The organism is Mycolicibacterium sediminis (genome assembly GCF_010731735.1).
GTDB classification, from domain to species: domain Bacteria; phylum Actinomycetota; class Actinomycetes; order Mycobacteriales; family Mycobacteriaceae; genus Mycobacterium; species Mycobacterium sediminis.
The window spans coordinates 1,582,862-1,599,130 of sequence record NZ_AP022588.1; the positions used below are offsets into that span (position 1 = coordinate 1,582,862).

Genomic DNA, 16,269 nt, shown 5'->3' on the forward strand with positions numbered 1-16,269 from the left:
CTGGCGAGTCGGGTCCGCCATCCGGGGCCGCTATCGGGAGGCGGCACCGTCGGTGCGGGCCCGTCGGACGGGTGAGACCGGCTGGTGGTCGTAGATGTCATCTCGAACGTCCTCGGGTCGGGGTTGATGCGGGTAGATGTCGTCGGTTCACAGACCAACGGCGGCAGGCGTTGTCCACCACGGGTTTTCGTTCACGAACTGCTCGACCGAGATCGAATCGGGTAGCGAGCCGTCCTTGGACACGTTCTTCAACGGAGTCTTGAAGAACGGAATGCGCTCGCCGCTGCCGTTGTCGTAGGTATCGCCGTCCCAGCTCTTGCCCTCGAGAGCGTTGTGCAACAGAGTGGCTGAGTTCTTGCCCATCTGATCGAATGCCGTCCACGCGCTGACGTGGGCGTCTCCTGAGAGGATGAGCTTGAGCATCTCCGGCTCGCAGTCTTCGCCAGAGACGATGACGCGGCCTGCGAGTCCCTGCGTGCGGATGGCTTGCACGATGCCGTACGTCATGCAGTCGCAGTAAGAGAGCACGCCGGCTAGCTGGTTGCGGGTCAGGGTGAGTGCCTGTTCCACCTGCTTCTGCGCGAGTTCGCCGGACCAGGCTCGATTCCACTGATCCGACACCACCTTGATGGCGCCGCTGTCGATGCTTGGCCGGAGGACGTTCATCCCACCTTCGGCCTTCAATTGCGCCATGTCGGTGCCCTCTTCGCCCTTGGCGATCACGTAGTTTCCTTCGGGCGCCACCGCGATCATCGCTTTGCCGAGCATGACCCCCAGGGCCACGCCGTCGCGCGCCGAAACGCCAGCGAGCTTGACGTCGGGAACGACGTAGTTGTGGGCGACCACGGGAACACCCGCAGCATTCGCCATCTGGACCGAAGCCTTCGCCGCATCGACGTTCACCGGTGCGAGCACCAGACCCTCGATACCCTGATTGAGTGCATTCTCGACCTGCTTGAGTTGCAGGTCGACATCGTTGTTCGAGGATTGGATCGGCATGGGGCTCATCCCCAGGCTTTCGGCCTGTTTGACGAAGAACGGGCCATCGGCTGCCTTCCAGCGCACCGCGTCATACGTGGGGACGATCATGGCCACCTTGTAGCCACCTCCGCCACCTCCTTGGGCACAGGCGGCAAGAGCGGGACCGGCGACAGCGGCGGCGGTGGCACCGGCTGCCAGGCCGAGCGCGCGGCGCCGGCTCATCACGAACTTGTCGTCGAGTCGTCCTGAAGCACCGCTGAGAAGACCGAATCGTCTGTTGGGGCTCATAGTTCATCTCTTTCCATGGGAGGTCGGTAGCTGGTGAAGGGTGGTTCCCGAACGTCGAGCGAGCAGCGGATGAGCGTTGCTGCGGATGGGGCGCGCCCGCGGACGCACCGGAACTGGCTGACTAGGGGCCCACGCTGCCAGGCGGTCGCCCAGCGCGTCTGATGCCAGAACCCATGGTCGATGGGCTCTTCGTAGAACTCGCCGGGCAGCACGAAGAGGTCGTTGCGGACCCCCCGGACGCGTGTGTGGGGGACCTTCGCCAACTGAATCTCTTCAGTCAGTGGGACGAACCAGGCTCGCTGCGTCAAGCGGAAGGATCGCTCGCCGTCGGGTGACCGAAAGACGAACTCCACTCCTCCGCCACTCTTGAAAGCCGACGCCGCGGTGAGGACGTACCCCGTCGGTAGAGAGTCGGGCAGGTGCGGCTGCAACCCTGCAGGACCGGCCAGTGCTCCGGCCGCCTGATATTCGGCGGGCGAAGTCCGCCGAACGCCACGGCCCACGAGCCTGCAACGGACGGAGATCGCCACCGCGGACCAGGCTGCGGTGCGAATCCACGCGGGCAGTCGGGTGGTGCCGAGTTTCGCCGACAGCGCGTACATATCGGCACCGTCGCGACGGCTGGGGCCCATCCGCCCACCTTTCGAAAGTGCTTGCCAGCTTCCGTTCGTCAACTGATTGTCCATCAATCCGACAATAAGCTTAAAGCTGATGGAAGGTGTGAGTCAACACACATAGACCGGCGTTGCGATGAAATTCGGCCCAGAGTGCGCCGCGACGCGACGTGCGGCGGTCGATCGGGGTGGGCGTTCCGCTGAGCGGCTGTGGCGGAGAAATGTCTGACGGCCACGAACGCCCCGTCGACGTCGAGACGGCCGACTCAAGTCGCCGGCCGGACGGTGGTAATCGCCTCGGCGGCAGTCGTGTGCACAGACCATCAGGATTCGGCGGCCCCGCCGTCGTCGTCCGTCGGTGTCGGGGCGCTCCGCTCAGGAGCGCCAGGCATCGGTAAAAGTACCAATATCGGTGCGTCCACGTGCTGGCTACCTTGAGTTCATCCTAGTTCTGTGACGACACATCCGCCGGCCGCGGAACAGGTGCCTTTGGCTGCACTTGCCCGGCCGGACTCCGAGCCGCGAATCGCGCGGAATCCCGTCACTCACGGAAGGAAGAATCATGAGTTCGAACGACGACAGCGGGACTTCGGCCAACGCCGAACTCGAGAGGCTCGGGTACGACCCTGAGCTGAAGCGAGCGATGAGCTTGGCTGACGTGGTCATCTTCGGCCTCATCTACATGGTGCCGATCGCGCCGATCGCCGTGTTCGGAATCGTGTACAACTTCTCCGCTGGCGCGGTCGGCCTGGTGTATCTCGTGGCCGCGATCGCCATGGTGTTCAGTGCGGTGAGCTACCGGGAGATGGCGCGGACCTTCCCGATCGCGGGTTCGGTGTACTCCTACGTCCGTTACGGAGTCAACCAGTTCGTCGGATTCATCTCCGGCTGGGCGATCCTGCTGGACTATCTCCTGATGCCGGCACTGCTGTCGGTCTTCGCGGCCTCGGCAATGGTTTCGCTGGTGCCGAGCCTGCCGGCCTGGGTGTGGATCATCGTCTTCGTCGTCGTCACCGCCAGCATCAACCTGCGTGGCATTACGTTCACCGCGTCGATGAACAAGATCTTCCTCGTCATCCAGCTCGTGGTCCTCGCGGTGTTCTGCGTGTGGGCGCTCGTGGCCGTGGCGCAGGGCAAGGGCCACTTCTCCTTCGATCCGATCTTCAGCTCGAACACGTTCACCTGGTCGGTCGTCTTCGGTGCCATTCCGATCGCCGCGCTGAGCTTCTGCGGCTTCGACGGCATCTCGACGCTCAACGAGGAAGCCAAGGGGGGCGGCAAGACCGTCGCACGGGCCACCATGATCGTGCTGTGGATCTGTACCGCCCTGTTCGTCCTCCAGGTCTACCTCGCAGCGATCTTCGTACCCAACGGCACGGTGTTCGCCGATGGTGATGACACCAACAACGCCTTCTACAACATCACGGGTCAGGTCATGGCGAACTGGTTCCAGATCGTCGTCACCCTGACGACTGCGCTGATCGCATTGTTCGCCAACATCGTTGCTTCCAACGGCATTTCGTCGCGCCTTGTGTTCAGCATGGCCCGCGACCGTCAGCTCCCGAAATTCCTGGCGAAGGTGAACTCGAAGACCCAGGTCCCGGCCAACGCGATGATCTTCATCATGGCGGTGTCCCTGGCCGTGGGAATTTTCGGGATCGAGAACCCTGCGCTGCTCACCAGCCTGGTCACCTTCGGCGCCCTGACCGCGTACATCATGCTCCACATCAGTGTCCTGGTGCACTTCGGGGGACGCCTGAGGAGCCGAAAGATTTTCGCCCACTACGTTTCTCCCATCCTAGGCGCGGCCGTGCTGATCTACGCTCTATGGAGCGGCAGCTTCAACGCCAAGCTCGTCGGGCTGATCTGGTTGGGCATCGGCGTTTTGATCGCCGTGTACTTCCGCGCGACCGGCCGGTCGTTGGCGCAATCGGACATCGATGGCGCATCGGACACCCCCCCCACGGCGGTCGACGAGTCGCACGGCACCCCAGTCGTCACCGCCGAGAAGGAGCGCTGACATGACCACCACGACCCGACGCAAGGCGTCCGACCGCACCGCAGAACTGGCTCGACTCCACGCCCGGCGGACCCTCGAGCGAGTCACCGCCGAACACGACGAAGTCGTCGCCGCCGAATTGGACGCCAACCCGTTCGGACCCCACACCGATCGCACGGCGCGGGTGCTCCGATATCTGCGCAGTCTGCCCATCGCCGGCAAGGAAGTCCTCTTCGCCTCAGGCGACGACGCGTGGGCGATCGGGAGGATCGTCATTGGTGCACCAGGAAACGTGATCGTCGAGGACGACGTCTTCGACGACTACACAACGGCCGCGCGCACCGTATTGCGCCGTCGTCTAGCCCGTTTCGTCGATACCGCTGAATAGGCAGGTTGAAAAATGAACCATGACCCCACCACGATCTTCGGCTACACCGATCGCTTCTCTGCCCGTCCAGGGGAGACGCTGTCGTTCCACGTCAGCAGCGACGAACCAACTCGGTATGACGCGTCGCTGGTCCGGCTGAGTCACGGTTACACCGGGTCCGCCGGCCCCGGGTTCGTCGAGTACGACGTGCCCGACGCAAGTTTCGCGGGTAGCTACGCCGGCGAACACCACGTCTGCCAACCAGGCTCGTTCGTCGAGATCGAGGATCCCACCTCAATGCTCGCCGACCCGACCGACGTGGCGATCAGCGTGTACGTCTACGCGACACTCCCCTTGTCCGACCGGGCCGACAATATCGGCGCCTACCACGTCACGCAGAACTCCATGAGCCTGACCAACAAGCGTCAAACAATCTGTGGCACATGGGATGAGGACACTGCAACCGGTTATGCGCTGGTGCTGGACGACGGCGTGCCAACGGTGCTGTGGGGCGACGACGGGCAGGAGCGAACCCTCTCCACGACGAATGTCCTGCAGGCGAACCACTGGTACCGACTCGATCTGCACTTCGGAAGCGGTGCGGGCGAAGTCCAGCTGACGCAGACACCCATCGCAAACTGCATGAACCAGTTCTCCGATCAAGCCTCGCCCATCGACGTCGACGAGGCGACTGCTTCGTTGGGTCAAGGCACCCCCGCCCGAAGTGCTCATCCATTCCGGGTCGCGGCGCTCGCCCGCCGCGACGGCGACCGGTGGTTGGCCGTCGCACCGTTCAACGGCAAGATCGGCGCGCTCACCGTCACCCGGGGCGAAGACCCGATCGACGGCACCGGTGCCGAACTCCTGGCACGTTGGCACTTCGGTCGCTCGTCTTCCGACGACGGCCTCTTGCTGTGGGATGTCGTCGATCTTTCTGACAACAAGCTGAACGGTCGGTGCTTCAACGCGCCGATACGAGCCGTGACCGGACCTCTCTACGCGGGGCTGTCGGAGGACTTTCGCAACGCACCCGATGAGTTCGACGCGATCCACTTCCACGACGACGACATCGCCGACGCCGATTGGCCCGTCGCATTCACCTTCGCGGTCCCCGATGACCTTCCCAGCGGCGTGTACGCCGCCCGCCTGGTGGCGCACGACAAAGCTCACTACGTCCCGTTCATCGTGGGACCCGGCAGCCGGAAGAAGGAGGTGGCACTGCTGCTTCCGACCGCCACCTACCTCGCCTACGCCAACGACCGGACCGCCTTCGAAGCCGACGGCGCCGAGGTCATCGTGTCGCACACCCCGATCCTCAACCAGAATGACGTCGATCTCCAGAACCACCCCGAATTCGGACGGTGCTGCTACGAAATCCACAACGACGGCAGCGGTGTCGTATTCAGCAGCGTGCGCAAGCCGATCATCACACTCCAGCCCAAGCACCGGGCCTGGTACGGGGCAAACGGCGTCTGGGGCCTGCCGGCGGATCTGTGCATCGTGCACTGGCTCGACACGCTCGACTGCGAGTTCGACGTCATCACCGACGAGGACCTGGACGCAGGCGGCTACGAGCTGCTGGCCGACTACAAAGTGGTGATCACCGGCGCACACCCTGAGTACGTCACCCGCGGCGAATTGGACGCGCTCGACCTGTTCACCGCACGTGGCGGTCGGCTGATGTACCTGGGCGGCAACGGGTTCTTCGCGACCGCCTCGTTCGTGCCGGATCAGCCGTACGTGCTGGAACTCCGCCGATCCGCCGGGGGCACCCGGCCCCACCAGTCGAACTACGGCGAACGACGGCACGCCACTTCGGGGGAGATGGCGGGACTGTGGCGACACAAGGGCAAGGCGCCTCAGCGATTGACCGGCGTCGGCTTCGCCGCGCAAGGATTCGACCGCTCGACCCACTACGAGCGGCTCGAAGACAGCCGTGATCCGCTCGCTGCGTTCGTATTCGAGGGAATCGATGACGATGAGATCATCGGTGACTTCGGCATCATGGGCGGTGGAGCGGCGGGGGCCGAAATCGACTGTTACGACCCGGCGCTGGGCTCTCCGCCAGGCACCCTGGTACTCGCTACCTCCGGGCCGTTGACCGACGCCTTCCTGGTCGTCATCGAGGAAGTGTATGAGAACCTGCCCGGACAGGGCGGCACTGAACACTCCTACGTTCGGTCCGACATGGTTCTCGGGGCACTTGAGGGCGGAGGTGGATTCTTCTCGGTTGGGTCGATCGCGTGGACGGCTGCCCTGTCGCACAATGGATACGACAATAATGTCGCGAAAATCACCGGTAACGTCCTGACGCGCTTCGTGGCCAAGGAACCCCTGGATCAGATGGTCGACTGAGCGACGTTGGACGCAGGCTCTCTCCCGGCCGCCATCTCGTGCGGGATACTCTCCCGTGCGAGATGGCGACCCTTGGCTGTGCTGGGCACCGACGGCACTGACGATCGATGCCGAGTGATGGGCGGCGAGCCCGGTGATGCCGGATGGTCGGCGCGCGCGAGAGCGCGCGGATCGACACCGGTGAACCCTGCCCTGTCGCCCGCCAGCCTCCACCTGCCCCGCCACCCTACCGTCGTTCGTGGTCTCGACTTGGATCGCTTCTCGTCGAGAGCCACGAAATCCCCTGCGCATCAACGAAACAACACGATGAGGAGACAGCCATGAGCAGCTATACCGTGATCGATCCAAGGTCCGGCGAGGAACTGACGTCCTACCCGGTCGACACCGACGCCGAGATCGACGCGAAGCTCGACACCGCCCACGGCGCCTACAAGACGTGGGCTCGTCAGACGATCGAGGAGCGGGTGGCGCTCCTGCAACGCCTCGCCGAACTCCACGAAGAGCGTCAGGACGCACTCGCCGAGATCATCCAGAAGGAGATGGGGAAGTCTCGCGAGGACGCCCTCGGCGAGATCGGCGTGTGCATCTCGATCTATCGCTACTACGCTGAGAACGCCGCCGCATTCCTAGCCGACGAGACGATCGAGGTCACCAGCGGCCCGGGTACCGCGATCGTCCAAAGGCGGCCCGTTGGAATTCTTCTCGGCATCATGCCGTGGAATTTTCCCTACTACCAGGTGGCGCGGTTCGCCGGACCGAACCTCGCGCTGGGCAATACGATCCTGCTCAAGCCGGCCCCGCAGTGCCCGGAATCCGGTCTCGCCCTGCAAGGCCTGTTCGATGACGCGGGGTTCCCGGCGGGAACGTACAACAACGTGTTCGCGACCAACGAGCAGGTCGAACGGATCATCGGCGATCCCCGCGTGCAAGGCGTCTCGGTCACGGGTTCGGAGCGAGCGGGGGCGGCGGTCGCAGAGATCGCCGGCCGCAACCTGAAGAAGGTCGTCCTCGAACTCGGCGGATCGGACCCCTTCATCGTGCTCGGCGTCAGCGACATGGATGAGGCCGTTGACGCAGCCTTCGAGGCGCGCATGGAGAACACCGGCCAGTCCTGCAACGCGGGCAAGCGCGTCATCGTCCTCGACGAGTTGTACGACGACTTCGTCGCGCGATACACCGCGAAGATGCTGGCACGGCCCGCGTCCCCGGTATCCTCACTGGTCGCCGCGGAGCGGCTGAGCGACCAGGTGGGCCGTGCGGTGGCCTCCGGAGCGACGCTGCAGACCAGCGGCGAACGCGACGGGGCCTGGTTCCCCCCGGGCGTGCTCACCGGCGTCCAACCCGGCGGTGACGTGTTCTACGAAGAGTTCTTCGGCCCAGTGGCGATGGTCTTCCGCGTCCAGGACGAGGACGAGGCGATCAGGATCGCCAACGACACCCCGTTCGGACTCGGCTCCTACCTCTTCACCACCGATGCCGACCAGGCCAACCGGGTTGCCGAGCAACTCGAGGCGGGAATGGTCTACATCAACGGTTTTGGCGGCGAAGGTGCGGAGCTGCCATTCGGTGGGGTCAAGCGTTCAGGCTTCGGCCGTGAACTCGGGCGTCATGGGATCGACGAGTTCGCGAACAAGAAGCTGATTCGCACCCTGCGCCAACCGTAACCACCCGGGGGCAGCGCGCCACTCTGCCTGAGAGGCGCGCTGTTACCCGCAGGTCGAGGCACGCGGACGGCGGTGGAGACCCATGTCCTGCTCGGGGGCATCGCTGACACTTTTGTGTCTCGGGACATCGCTGACACCTGACCAGAGCTGCGACAATGGTGGTTCTTGGCTCAGAAGGTGATGGCGATGGACATTCGCGTGGCAGCGGCGTTGGCCGGGCAGATGGACAACGTGGCGGAGTTCTCACCGTGAGCAGATCAGTCGGCAGACGTTCTACGAAGTCGCTTCTCTTGTCGACCCGGGAAAGAACCCGAGGTCCGCTGCCAGATGAGGCGCAGTGGTCCCGGCGGCATATTATTGGTGACCAATTGACCAATGCTATGAGTGGCCGATACGGTAGACGAGGAGCGGCACGCTGAAGCTTCTCCAATGCCCGTGAAGTCGATTCAAAACGACGCCACCGAACTGGGGTTACATGTCCAAAGCGTCTAACGGCCAGATCGCTTCGAACGTCGCCGTCGCCGCCGCTGCGGCTGAATTGCTGGGGTGCGTGATCGAGCGGGTCGCCCAGCTTGGTGGCGAGTTCAACCGCACCTATCATCTGACCGCCGAGGGTGGCCGGCGTTTCATCGCCAAGACGATTCCCGACGACGACGTGGAACGCGCACAGGTGCGTTGGCAGCACGACTTGCTCGACCGGTGCGGGCCGTCTTCGGATCTGCCCACGCCCAGCGTGATGCGAGATCCATCGGGGTCCGACACCGCCACCCTGTCGTTGGACGCCGATCCGTGGTTGGTGTCATGCTATTCCTGGCTTCCTGGACGAATCGTGGGCGAGTTACCCTGTCATACAGCGGATCTCCTCGCGGCATGGGGTCGAGCTGCGGGCCACATGGTCGTTGCCTTGGAGGGGATGACCCCCGGACCGGAGATCAGAACTACCCATGAATGGGACCTCCTGGCTGCACCTCGGGCCATTGCGATGCATTTCGACGCCGTTGCGGATGACGAGGGTCGCCGTAGCGTCGAAACCGTGTTGCAGTGGTTCGACGACATCGTCGCACCACGACGTACGGACCTGCCCCGCTCGGTCATCCACCAGGATCTGAACGACCACAACATCCTTGCCGAGGTCGATTCGTCCGGTGTCCAACTGCTCACCGGAGTCATCGACTTCACCGACGCACTGTTGACGGCCAGGGTCAGCGAGGTCGCAATCGCCGGGGCCTACGCCATGCTCAGGAAGCCAGATCCAGTGGCGGCGCTCGCAACCGTGGTCAACGGATTCGGCGAGGTGGTCGAACTGACCGAACTCGAAGTGTCGGTGCTCTTCCCGATGGCTGCGCTCCGCCTCGCGCTCAACGGAGTGACGTGGGCGTCGAGGAATGCAGCGATCCAGGGCGGCTACGGGTGGAAGCGATCCCAGCACACCTGGTCGACTCTGGCGCAGCTGGTCGCGCTCGACCCCCGGGAGGTCCTTGACACGCTGCAAGGCCATCGGGGGCGCCCGAGCTCGACCGATCACCAGGATGACCGACTGGCCTGATGCGGCCACCCCAAGGACGATGTCCACCAAGTAGGTAGGAGGCGTGATGACCCGAGGGTTAGTCGGATCCGATGCGGGACCGGTGACCATGGCCAACGGATTCGATCGTGAGCGGCTCGACGAGCTTCCCTCGGCACTGCGTCAGAAGGTGCAGCGCCGCGAGCGGGTGCTCGGACCCGGATATCGACTCTTCTACGACGTACCAGTCGAAGTCGTCCGGGGGCAGGGGACCTACCTTTATGACTCTGCCGGCAACGAGTTCCTGGACGCGTACAACAACGTGCCGTGCGTCGGGCACTCCCATCCGCGAGTGGTCGACGCCGTTCACCGGCAGATGCAGTTGGTGAACACCAACACCCGCTACGTCCAGGACATGGTCGTGGACTACGCCGAAGACCTCCTCGGTACCTTTCCCGACGAACTCGGCAACGTCACCTTCACCAGTACCGGCTCGGAGGCCAACGACCTCGCGCTACGGGTGGCGCGACGGGTGACCGGAAGTGAGGGGGTCATCGTCACGGCAAACGCCTACCACGGTCTGACGGCCGCGGTCGCCGCATGCTCGCCCTCACTGGGTGAAAATTCTCCGCTTGGCCCTCACGTGCGGACGATCTCGGCCCCCGACCCGCGGTTGGCGGCTGGTGACCTTTCGGCTCATTTGGCGACCGAGGTGCGACGTGCGATCGCGGATCTACGGCGGCACGGATTCGGCCTCTGCGCGCTGATGGCAGACAGCATCTTCTCCTCCGACGGCGTGTTCGCGGACCCCCCGGGCTTCCTGGCCGCGGCCATGGAGGAGGTGCACGTCGCGGGCGGGCTGTGGATCGCGGACGAGGTACAACCAGGATTCGGACGCACCGGCACTACGTGGTGGGGATTCCAGCGACACGGAATCGCCCCAGACATCGTGACCATCGGAAAGCCGATGGGTAACGGACTGCCGATCGCGGCCGGGGTGTTCCGCCCGCACCTGCTCACCGAGTTCGGCCGAGATATTCGATACTTCAACACATTTGGTGGAAGCTCGGTGTCCATTGCCGCAGCGCATGAGGTGCTACGAGTGATACGCGACGAGAAGCTCATCGCCAACGCCGGGGCAGTTGGTGCGGTGCTGCGCGAGGGCATCTCCCAGATCATCGGCAACGATCCACGTTTCACCGACGTGCGAGGCGCTGGCCTCTTCATAGGCGTGGAGGTCGGCTCGACCGAGCACCCCGGCCGTCCGGATCCGCAAGCGGCGGCATCGATCGTCAACCGTCTGCGCGACCGTCGCGTGCTCATCTCCGCTTCCGGCTATCACGGGAACGTTCTCAAGATCCGTCCGCCGATGGCGTTCCGCGCCGCGGATGCCGACCGGCTGCTCACTGAGCTCGAGTCGGTGGTGCGGAGCTAACTCGAGCCGGGCTGATTCGAGCCGGCGCCCGCATGACGGTCCTCTGGACGGCATCTGATCAGACAGCGGCGGGTCTGCAGCGGCGCAGAGTCGCTGCAGCTCACCCTTGTCAATTAGCGAGCAACTGGGCGAACGCTGCTCGGCAGGCGGTCACGGAGGGACGTCGCTCGGCGCCGGAGCGGCAGACGAAGGAGATGCCGCGCAGGTGGTGAAGGTCTGCCAGAGCAGCCGAAGCCACGTCCACACCAGCACCGCGCACGAGTAGGTCAGGTAGGAAGGCCGCAGCCACACCTGCCTGAACCATCCGGAGGTGGAACAAGAGGTCCGGCGACTCGAACGCCACATCCGGCTCAAAGCCATTCTGGCGACAGATAGTTCGAGTCCACGCATTCGACTCGGTACCGCCTGGTTCCAGCACCCAACGCACACGCTTCAAATGTTCGAGACGTACAGCGTTCGAGTTGGCAGGCGGGTACACCCGGATGGGATCCTCCATCAGGAGTTCGGCGTGCAGGTCCGGAGGTGTCGAATGCGAAGTGCCGGGGTAAGTGTCGACCATCAGGACGTCGATCCGGCGTGACGACAACAGCCGCAGACCGGTTTCAGGTTCGACCTGCCGGTACCGAACATCGAGCTGCGGGTGAAGTTCATGCAAGCGGGAGATCACTCCGGGAACCAGCAGGCGGCTGACAGTGGTGAATGCGGCCAGTCGCAGCACACCGCGAACGTTGGTGTCGCTGGACGCCAGGTCGCTTTCCGCGCGTTCGAGTATGACCACGATGTCCTCGGCATGGCGCGCCAGCTCCTCGCCGGCATTGGTGAGGCGGACACCCCGGCCGACCTTCTCCAAGAGTGGTACGCCGGCCTGAGCCTCCAAGGCGCTCAGCTGCTGAGATACCGCAGAATGCGAATAGGACAGCGCCTGCGCCGCCGCACTGATACTCCCTCGTAACTGCACCTCGCGAAGTAAGACCAGCTTGCGCACATCCAACATCAGCGGACGTCCATGCCAGGACCCTGAAACATGTAAGTGATTCTGACACGTACATGTTCGAAAGCGTCAATTTTAATGAATGGTTCTCCGCAGTACGTTGGGCGTACCACTGAAGGTTGGGTGCTAATCGGTCGCGCACGACGAGGTGGGGGCGGTGATCAGCGTCGAGGACGGGCTGCAGTTGCAGGACGGCTTCGTCGGCGGCCTAACTTCAGCGAGTTCCGATTTCGAAAGGTACTGCCATGACGGTAGATTCAGACATCCTCGATGGACCAGCATTGTGGTCCGCCCAAGCGCATCTTCCGTCTGTGCTCGGCCGACAACTGGTGATCGAACGCGGTGAGGGGGCCTACGTCTACACCGCGGACGGGCAGCGGTTGTTCGACGGTACGGCCGGTTTGTGGCACGCGAACGTCGGCCACGGTCACCCCGACCTTGCCGCCGCCGCGCACACCCAGATGTTGAAGCTCGAGACGTACCACATCTTCGGCCGCTTCGTGAATGACCAGGCCTTGGCGCTCGCGAACCGACTCGCCGCCATGTCGCCGATCGACAATCCGAAGGTGATCCTGAATTCAGGTGGTTCGGACGCGATCGATGTCGCATGCAAGCTCGCGCGCCGGCACTGGCAGCGCGAGGGGCGCACCAGCAAGACCACGATCATCAGCCGTGAGTTCGCCTATCACGGCCTGCATGCGTACGGAACCAGCATCGCCGGCCTGGAGTTCAACCGCGACGGTTATGGCACCGACTCCCTCGTGCCGGAGACACGTCGGGTGCCCGTACACGACGTCGATGCCCTCAAGGGCGTGATCGCGGACGTAGGCGCTGAAAACATCGCTGCCATCGTGACCGAGCCCATTCAGGGCACCGGCGGCGTCAACCCCCCTCAAGCGGGTTATCTGGAGACGCTCCAACAGCTGTGTCAAGAAAACGACATCCTGTTCGTCCTGGACGAGGTCATCACCGGGTTCGGCAGGACCGGCTCGATGTTCGCCGCGGACAGGTTCGGACTGAGCCCCGACCTCATCACCTTCGCCAAGGGTGTCACCTCGGGTTATGCGCCACTCGGCGGCGTGCTGGTGTCTCCGAGTGTCTGGGAGCCGTTCTACGTCGATGACACCGCTACGCCGATCTTCCGGCACGGAGCCACCTACGCCGGTCACGCCACCGCCTGCGCAGTGGCCATGGCCAATCTCGACGTGCTGGAGCGCGATGGCCTGGTAGAGCGGGCCGGCGAACTCGAACAGCTGTTGCGCGTACAGCTCAATCAGCTGAACGCCGACCGCCCTAGCGTGGCTGATGTTCGAGTGGCCGGGTTCCTCGGGGGTGTCACCCTGCGGGGGGACCTGTCCGCGGAAGTCATCGCGGACAAACTGATCGACATCGGGTTCATCTCACGCCCCCTGCGCGGCAACACGCTGCAACTGAGCCCTCCCTTCATCACGACCGACGAGGAACTGACTCAGTACGTCGGCGCCATCTCCCACGTTCTGGTTGAGGAGGAGTCCAAATGAGCCCGGAACTGACGGCAGAGAGAAGCGTGCAAATCGCCGACCCACGGCAGGCTGCAGCGGCCGATGCAGTAGTAGCTGCCTTGACCTTGCCCAAAAGCGCGCGCAATGCCGACGTCTTCAACCCTGCTACAGGCGATTTGGTGGCCGCCGTACCCGATATCGATGTCGACGGCGCGCTTCGCGCGGTGTCGGAAGCGGACGAGGCCGGCCGCGAGTGGGCCGCACGCACTCCCCGGGAGCGTGCCGATGTCCTGCGCCGCTGGTACGACCTGCTGATCGAGCACGCCGACCAACTCGCCTTGCTCATCACCCGGGAAATGGGCAAGCCGCTGGCTGAATCCCGCGCAGAAGTGACCTACGGCAGCGACTTCGTCCGTTGGTACGCCGAGGAGGCCGTGCGCCCGGGCGGTAATGTCCGGGACCTACCAACGGGCGGTGGCACGTTGCTGACCCGCCGCGCTCCTGTCGGGCTCTCAGTTCTGATCACGCCGTGGAACTTTCCCCTCGCCATGGCGACACGAAAGATCGCACCGGCTTTGGCGGCTGGATGCCCCGCGGTCATCAAACCCGCGACGCTGACGCCGCTGGCCACATTCTTCGCTGTCGACCTTGCGCGACGAGCCGGGGTTCCCGACGAACTCGTCCGAGTCGTCACAACTACTAATGCGTCCGCATTCAGCGAAGCGATCCTCACCGACGCGCGGGTGCGGAAGGTGTCCTTCACCGGCTCCACCGGTGTCGGCAAGGTGCTGCTTCGGCTCGCCGCGGACAACGTCTTGCGTTCCTCCATGGAACTCGGTGGCGACGCACCGCTGATCGTGTTCGACGACGCCGATCTCGAGCGCGCCGTCAATGGAGCTTTCGCGGCGAAGATGCGCAATGGGGGTCAGTCGTGTATCGCCGCGAACCGCATCTTCGTCCAGGAAGGTATCGCAGACGCATTTGTCGAGGGTCTGGCCGAGAAACTCGCGGCCGCACGCGTCGGCGATGGCCTCGCCAACGACGTCGACCTCGGCCCGCTGATCGACGACCGTGCGGTGGCGAACATGCAGAAGCTCGTCGACGACGCTGTCGGCAACGGCGCGACCGTGCGCGCCGGCGGTACGGCCATTGGAGGTAGAGGTTACTTCTTCGAAGCGACCCTTCTCGATTACGTGCCGGTCACCGCTGAGATCGCCAACACCGAGATCTTCGGTCCCATCGCGGCAGTCCAGCGCTTCGCGACTCAAGGCGAAGCCATCGCCCGGGCCAACGACACCGTCTATGGCCTCGCCGGCTACGTCTTCACGGAGAACCTGGATCGCGCGCTCAATGTCGCCGATGCACTGCACACCGGACTGGTTGGGATCAACCAAGGTGTGCCCTCCAGCGCAGCCGCACCGTTCGGCGGGATGAAACACAGCGGTATGGGCCGGGAGGGGAGCGCCGAGGGGCTCGAGGAATACCAGGAGACACGCTTCTACAACGTCGCCCGTCGCACAACTGAGTGAAACATGCTGCAAATCGGACGAGTTGAGGCCAATCATGACAACCATCGGTGACCACAACCGGAGAGGACTGACGCGGTGACTGACATCAAAGTAGGCTGTGTTTTCCGCCCCGAAAATCCGCCGGAGAAACTGCCCGCCGCTGCTCTCGCAGCCGATGACGCTGGTCTCGACGAATTGTGGATCTTCGAGGATTGCTTCTTCAACGGAGGCATCTCCGCTGCGGCCATCGCTTTGGCCAACAGCAGCCGGCTCACCGTTGCGGTGGGCGTGCTACCCGCTCCGATGCGTAACGTCGCCCTTACTGCAATGGAGATCGCAACCTTGTGCCGGGTGTACCCGGGCCGGGTCCGCATCGGCGTTGGGCATGGTGTCCAAGACTGGATGAAACAAATTGGCGCCAAGGTGGATTCGCCGATGACGTTCTTGCGTGAGTATCTGATGGCTCTGCGATCGTTACTGGATGGCGACGAGGTCACGGTCGACGGCACGTACGTCAAACTCGATGGAGTCAAGTTGGCGTGGCCGCCGGAGCCGGGTGTCGATCTTCTTTGCGCCGCAACCGGACCGAAGACCCTTCAGCTCAGCGGTGAACTCGCGACGGCAACAGTCTTCGCCAGTTGGACGACACCGCAGATGCTGCGCGAGTCAGTCGTGAGTATTCGCGAGGGACAAGCCCGCCGCCCCGACGACGTACCGCACTCCGCGATCACGTACTTGCAGACTACATTTGGTGATAATGCCAAGGCCCGTGCCGTGGAAGAGCTGGAGAAGTGGGGCTTCGACACCACGGCGGATCTCGCTGCCTACGGCACCGCCCAAGAAGTGACCGAGGCAGCTGAACGTTGGGTAGATGCCGGAGCCGACACCATCGTCCTTCAGCCTGCCCCCGACGTTGATTTCACTGAATTCGTCACACTCGCCGCGAGAGAAGTGCAACCACTGCTCAACGGCAGGGCAAACAGATGAACCACATGGAAGTGAGTCAGACCCGCACTGCGTCAACGGATCGCAGCCTGCGGTTTCTCCACATTGAGATGCGCTGAGAGACGAGGTGTGGCGCC

At 63.8% G+C, this 16,269-nt stretch carries 12 protein-coding genes; 9 read left to right on the plus strand and 3 right to left on the minus strand.

The window, feature by feature from the left end; genetic code table 11:
• Positions 1-147 precede the first annotated feature (147 nt).
• Positions 148-1,269, minus strand: coding sequence for a substrate-binding domain-containing protein (locus G6N64_RS07670; RefSeq protein ID WP_163796340.1), 1,122 nt, complete (start codon positions 1,267-1,269; stop codon positions 148-150).
• Positions 1,266-1,955 carry a hypothetical protein gene (locus G6N64_RS07675; RefSeq protein ID WP_163796341.1) on the minus strand — a complete coding sequence of 230 codons (690 nt, stop codon included), beginning with the start codon at positions 1,953-1,955 and terminating at the stop codon, positions 1,266-1,268. The genes G6N64_RS07670 and G6N64_RS07675 overlap by 4 nt, the downstream gene beginning before the upstream one ends.
• Before the next feature lie 490 nt (positions 1,956-2,445).
• Between G6N64_RS07675 and G6N64_RS07680 the strand changes: the two genes are divergently transcribed.
• From G6N64_RS07680 to G6N64_RS07705, 6 genes are all read left to right on the plus strand, one after another.
• Positions 2,446-3,903 (plus strand): APC family permease, encoded by a 1,458-nt coding sequence (locus tag G6N64_RS07680; protein WP_246231017.1) that lies wholly within the window; start codon positions 2,446-2,448, stop codon positions 3,901-3,903.
• Between the two features lies 1 nt (position 3,904).
• Positions 3,905-4,270: a N,N-dimethylformamidase alpha subunit family protein gene (locus G6N64_RS07685; protein WP_163796342.1), complete on the plus strand. Its 366-nt coding sequence runs from the start codon at positions 3,905-3,907 to the stop codon at positions 4,268-4,270.
• Positions 4,271-4,456: 186 nt separating this feature from the next.
• Positions 4,457-6,604 carry a N,N-dimethylformamidase beta subunit family domain-containing protein gene (locus G6N64_RS07690; protein WP_246231019.1) on the plus strand — a complete coding sequence of 716 codons (2,148 nt, stop codon included), beginning with the start codon at positions 4,457-4,459 and terminating at the stop codon, positions 6,602-6,604.
• Positions 6,605-6,924: 320 nt separating this feature from the next.
• A complete protein-coding gene (locus tag G6N64_RS07695) occupies positions 6,925-8,268 on the plus strand; it encodes an NAD-dependent succinate-semialdehyde dehydrogenase (RefSeq protein ID WP_163796345.1) in 1,344 nt (447 codons plus the stop codon).
• A 475-nt stretch (positions 8,269-8,743) separates the two neighbouring features.
• Positions 8,744-9,814 (plus strand): phosphotransferase, encoded by a 1,071-nt coding sequence (locus G6N64_RS07700; protein ID WP_163796346.1) that lies wholly within the window; start codon positions 8,744-8,746, stop codon positions 9,812-9,814.
• Between the two features lie 88 nt (positions 9,815-9,902).
• Positions 9,903-11,207: an aspartate aminotransferase family protein gene (locus G6N64_RS07705; protein WP_409370755.1), complete on the plus strand. Its 1,305-nt coding sequence runs from the start codon at positions 9,903-9,905 to the stop codon at positions 11,205-11,207.
• Positions 11,208-11,316: 109 nt separating this feature from the next.
• On the opposite strand, the gene G6N64_RS07710 is transcribed toward G6N64_RS07705, so the two are convergent.
• Positions 11,317-12,201 carry a LysR family transcriptional regulator gene (locus G6N64_RS07710; protein ID WP_163796347.1) on the minus strand — a complete coding sequence of 295 codons (885 nt, stop codon included), beginning with the start codon at positions 12,199-12,201 and terminating at the stop codon, positions 11,317-11,319.
• A 242-nt stretch (positions 12,202-12,443) separates the two neighbouring features.
• On the opposite strand from G6N64_RS07710, the gene G6N64_RS07715 reads away from it, so the two are divergent.
• From G6N64_RS07715 to G6N64_RS07725, 3 genes are all read left to right on the plus strand, one after another.
• Entirely contained in the window at positions 12,444-13,718 is a 1,275-nt protein-coding gene (locus G6N64_RS07715) for an aminotransferase family protein (protein WP_174266773.1), read from the plus strand.
• Entirely contained in the window at positions 13,715-15,208 is a 1,494-nt protein-coding gene (locus tag G6N64_RS07720) for an NAD-dependent succinate-semialdehyde dehydrogenase (RefSeq protein WP_163796349.1), read from the plus strand. The genes G6N64_RS07715 and G6N64_RS07720 overlap by 4 nt, the downstream gene beginning before the upstream one ends.
• A 75-nt stretch (positions 15,209-15,283) precedes the next feature.
• Positions 15,284-16,174, plus strand: a complete 891-nt coding sequence (locus tag G6N64_RS07725) for an LLM class flavin-dependent oxidoreductase (RefSeq protein WP_163796350.1) — start codon at positions 15,284-15,286, stop codon at positions 16,172-16,174.
• Positions 16,175-16,269 lie beyond the last annotated feature (95 nt).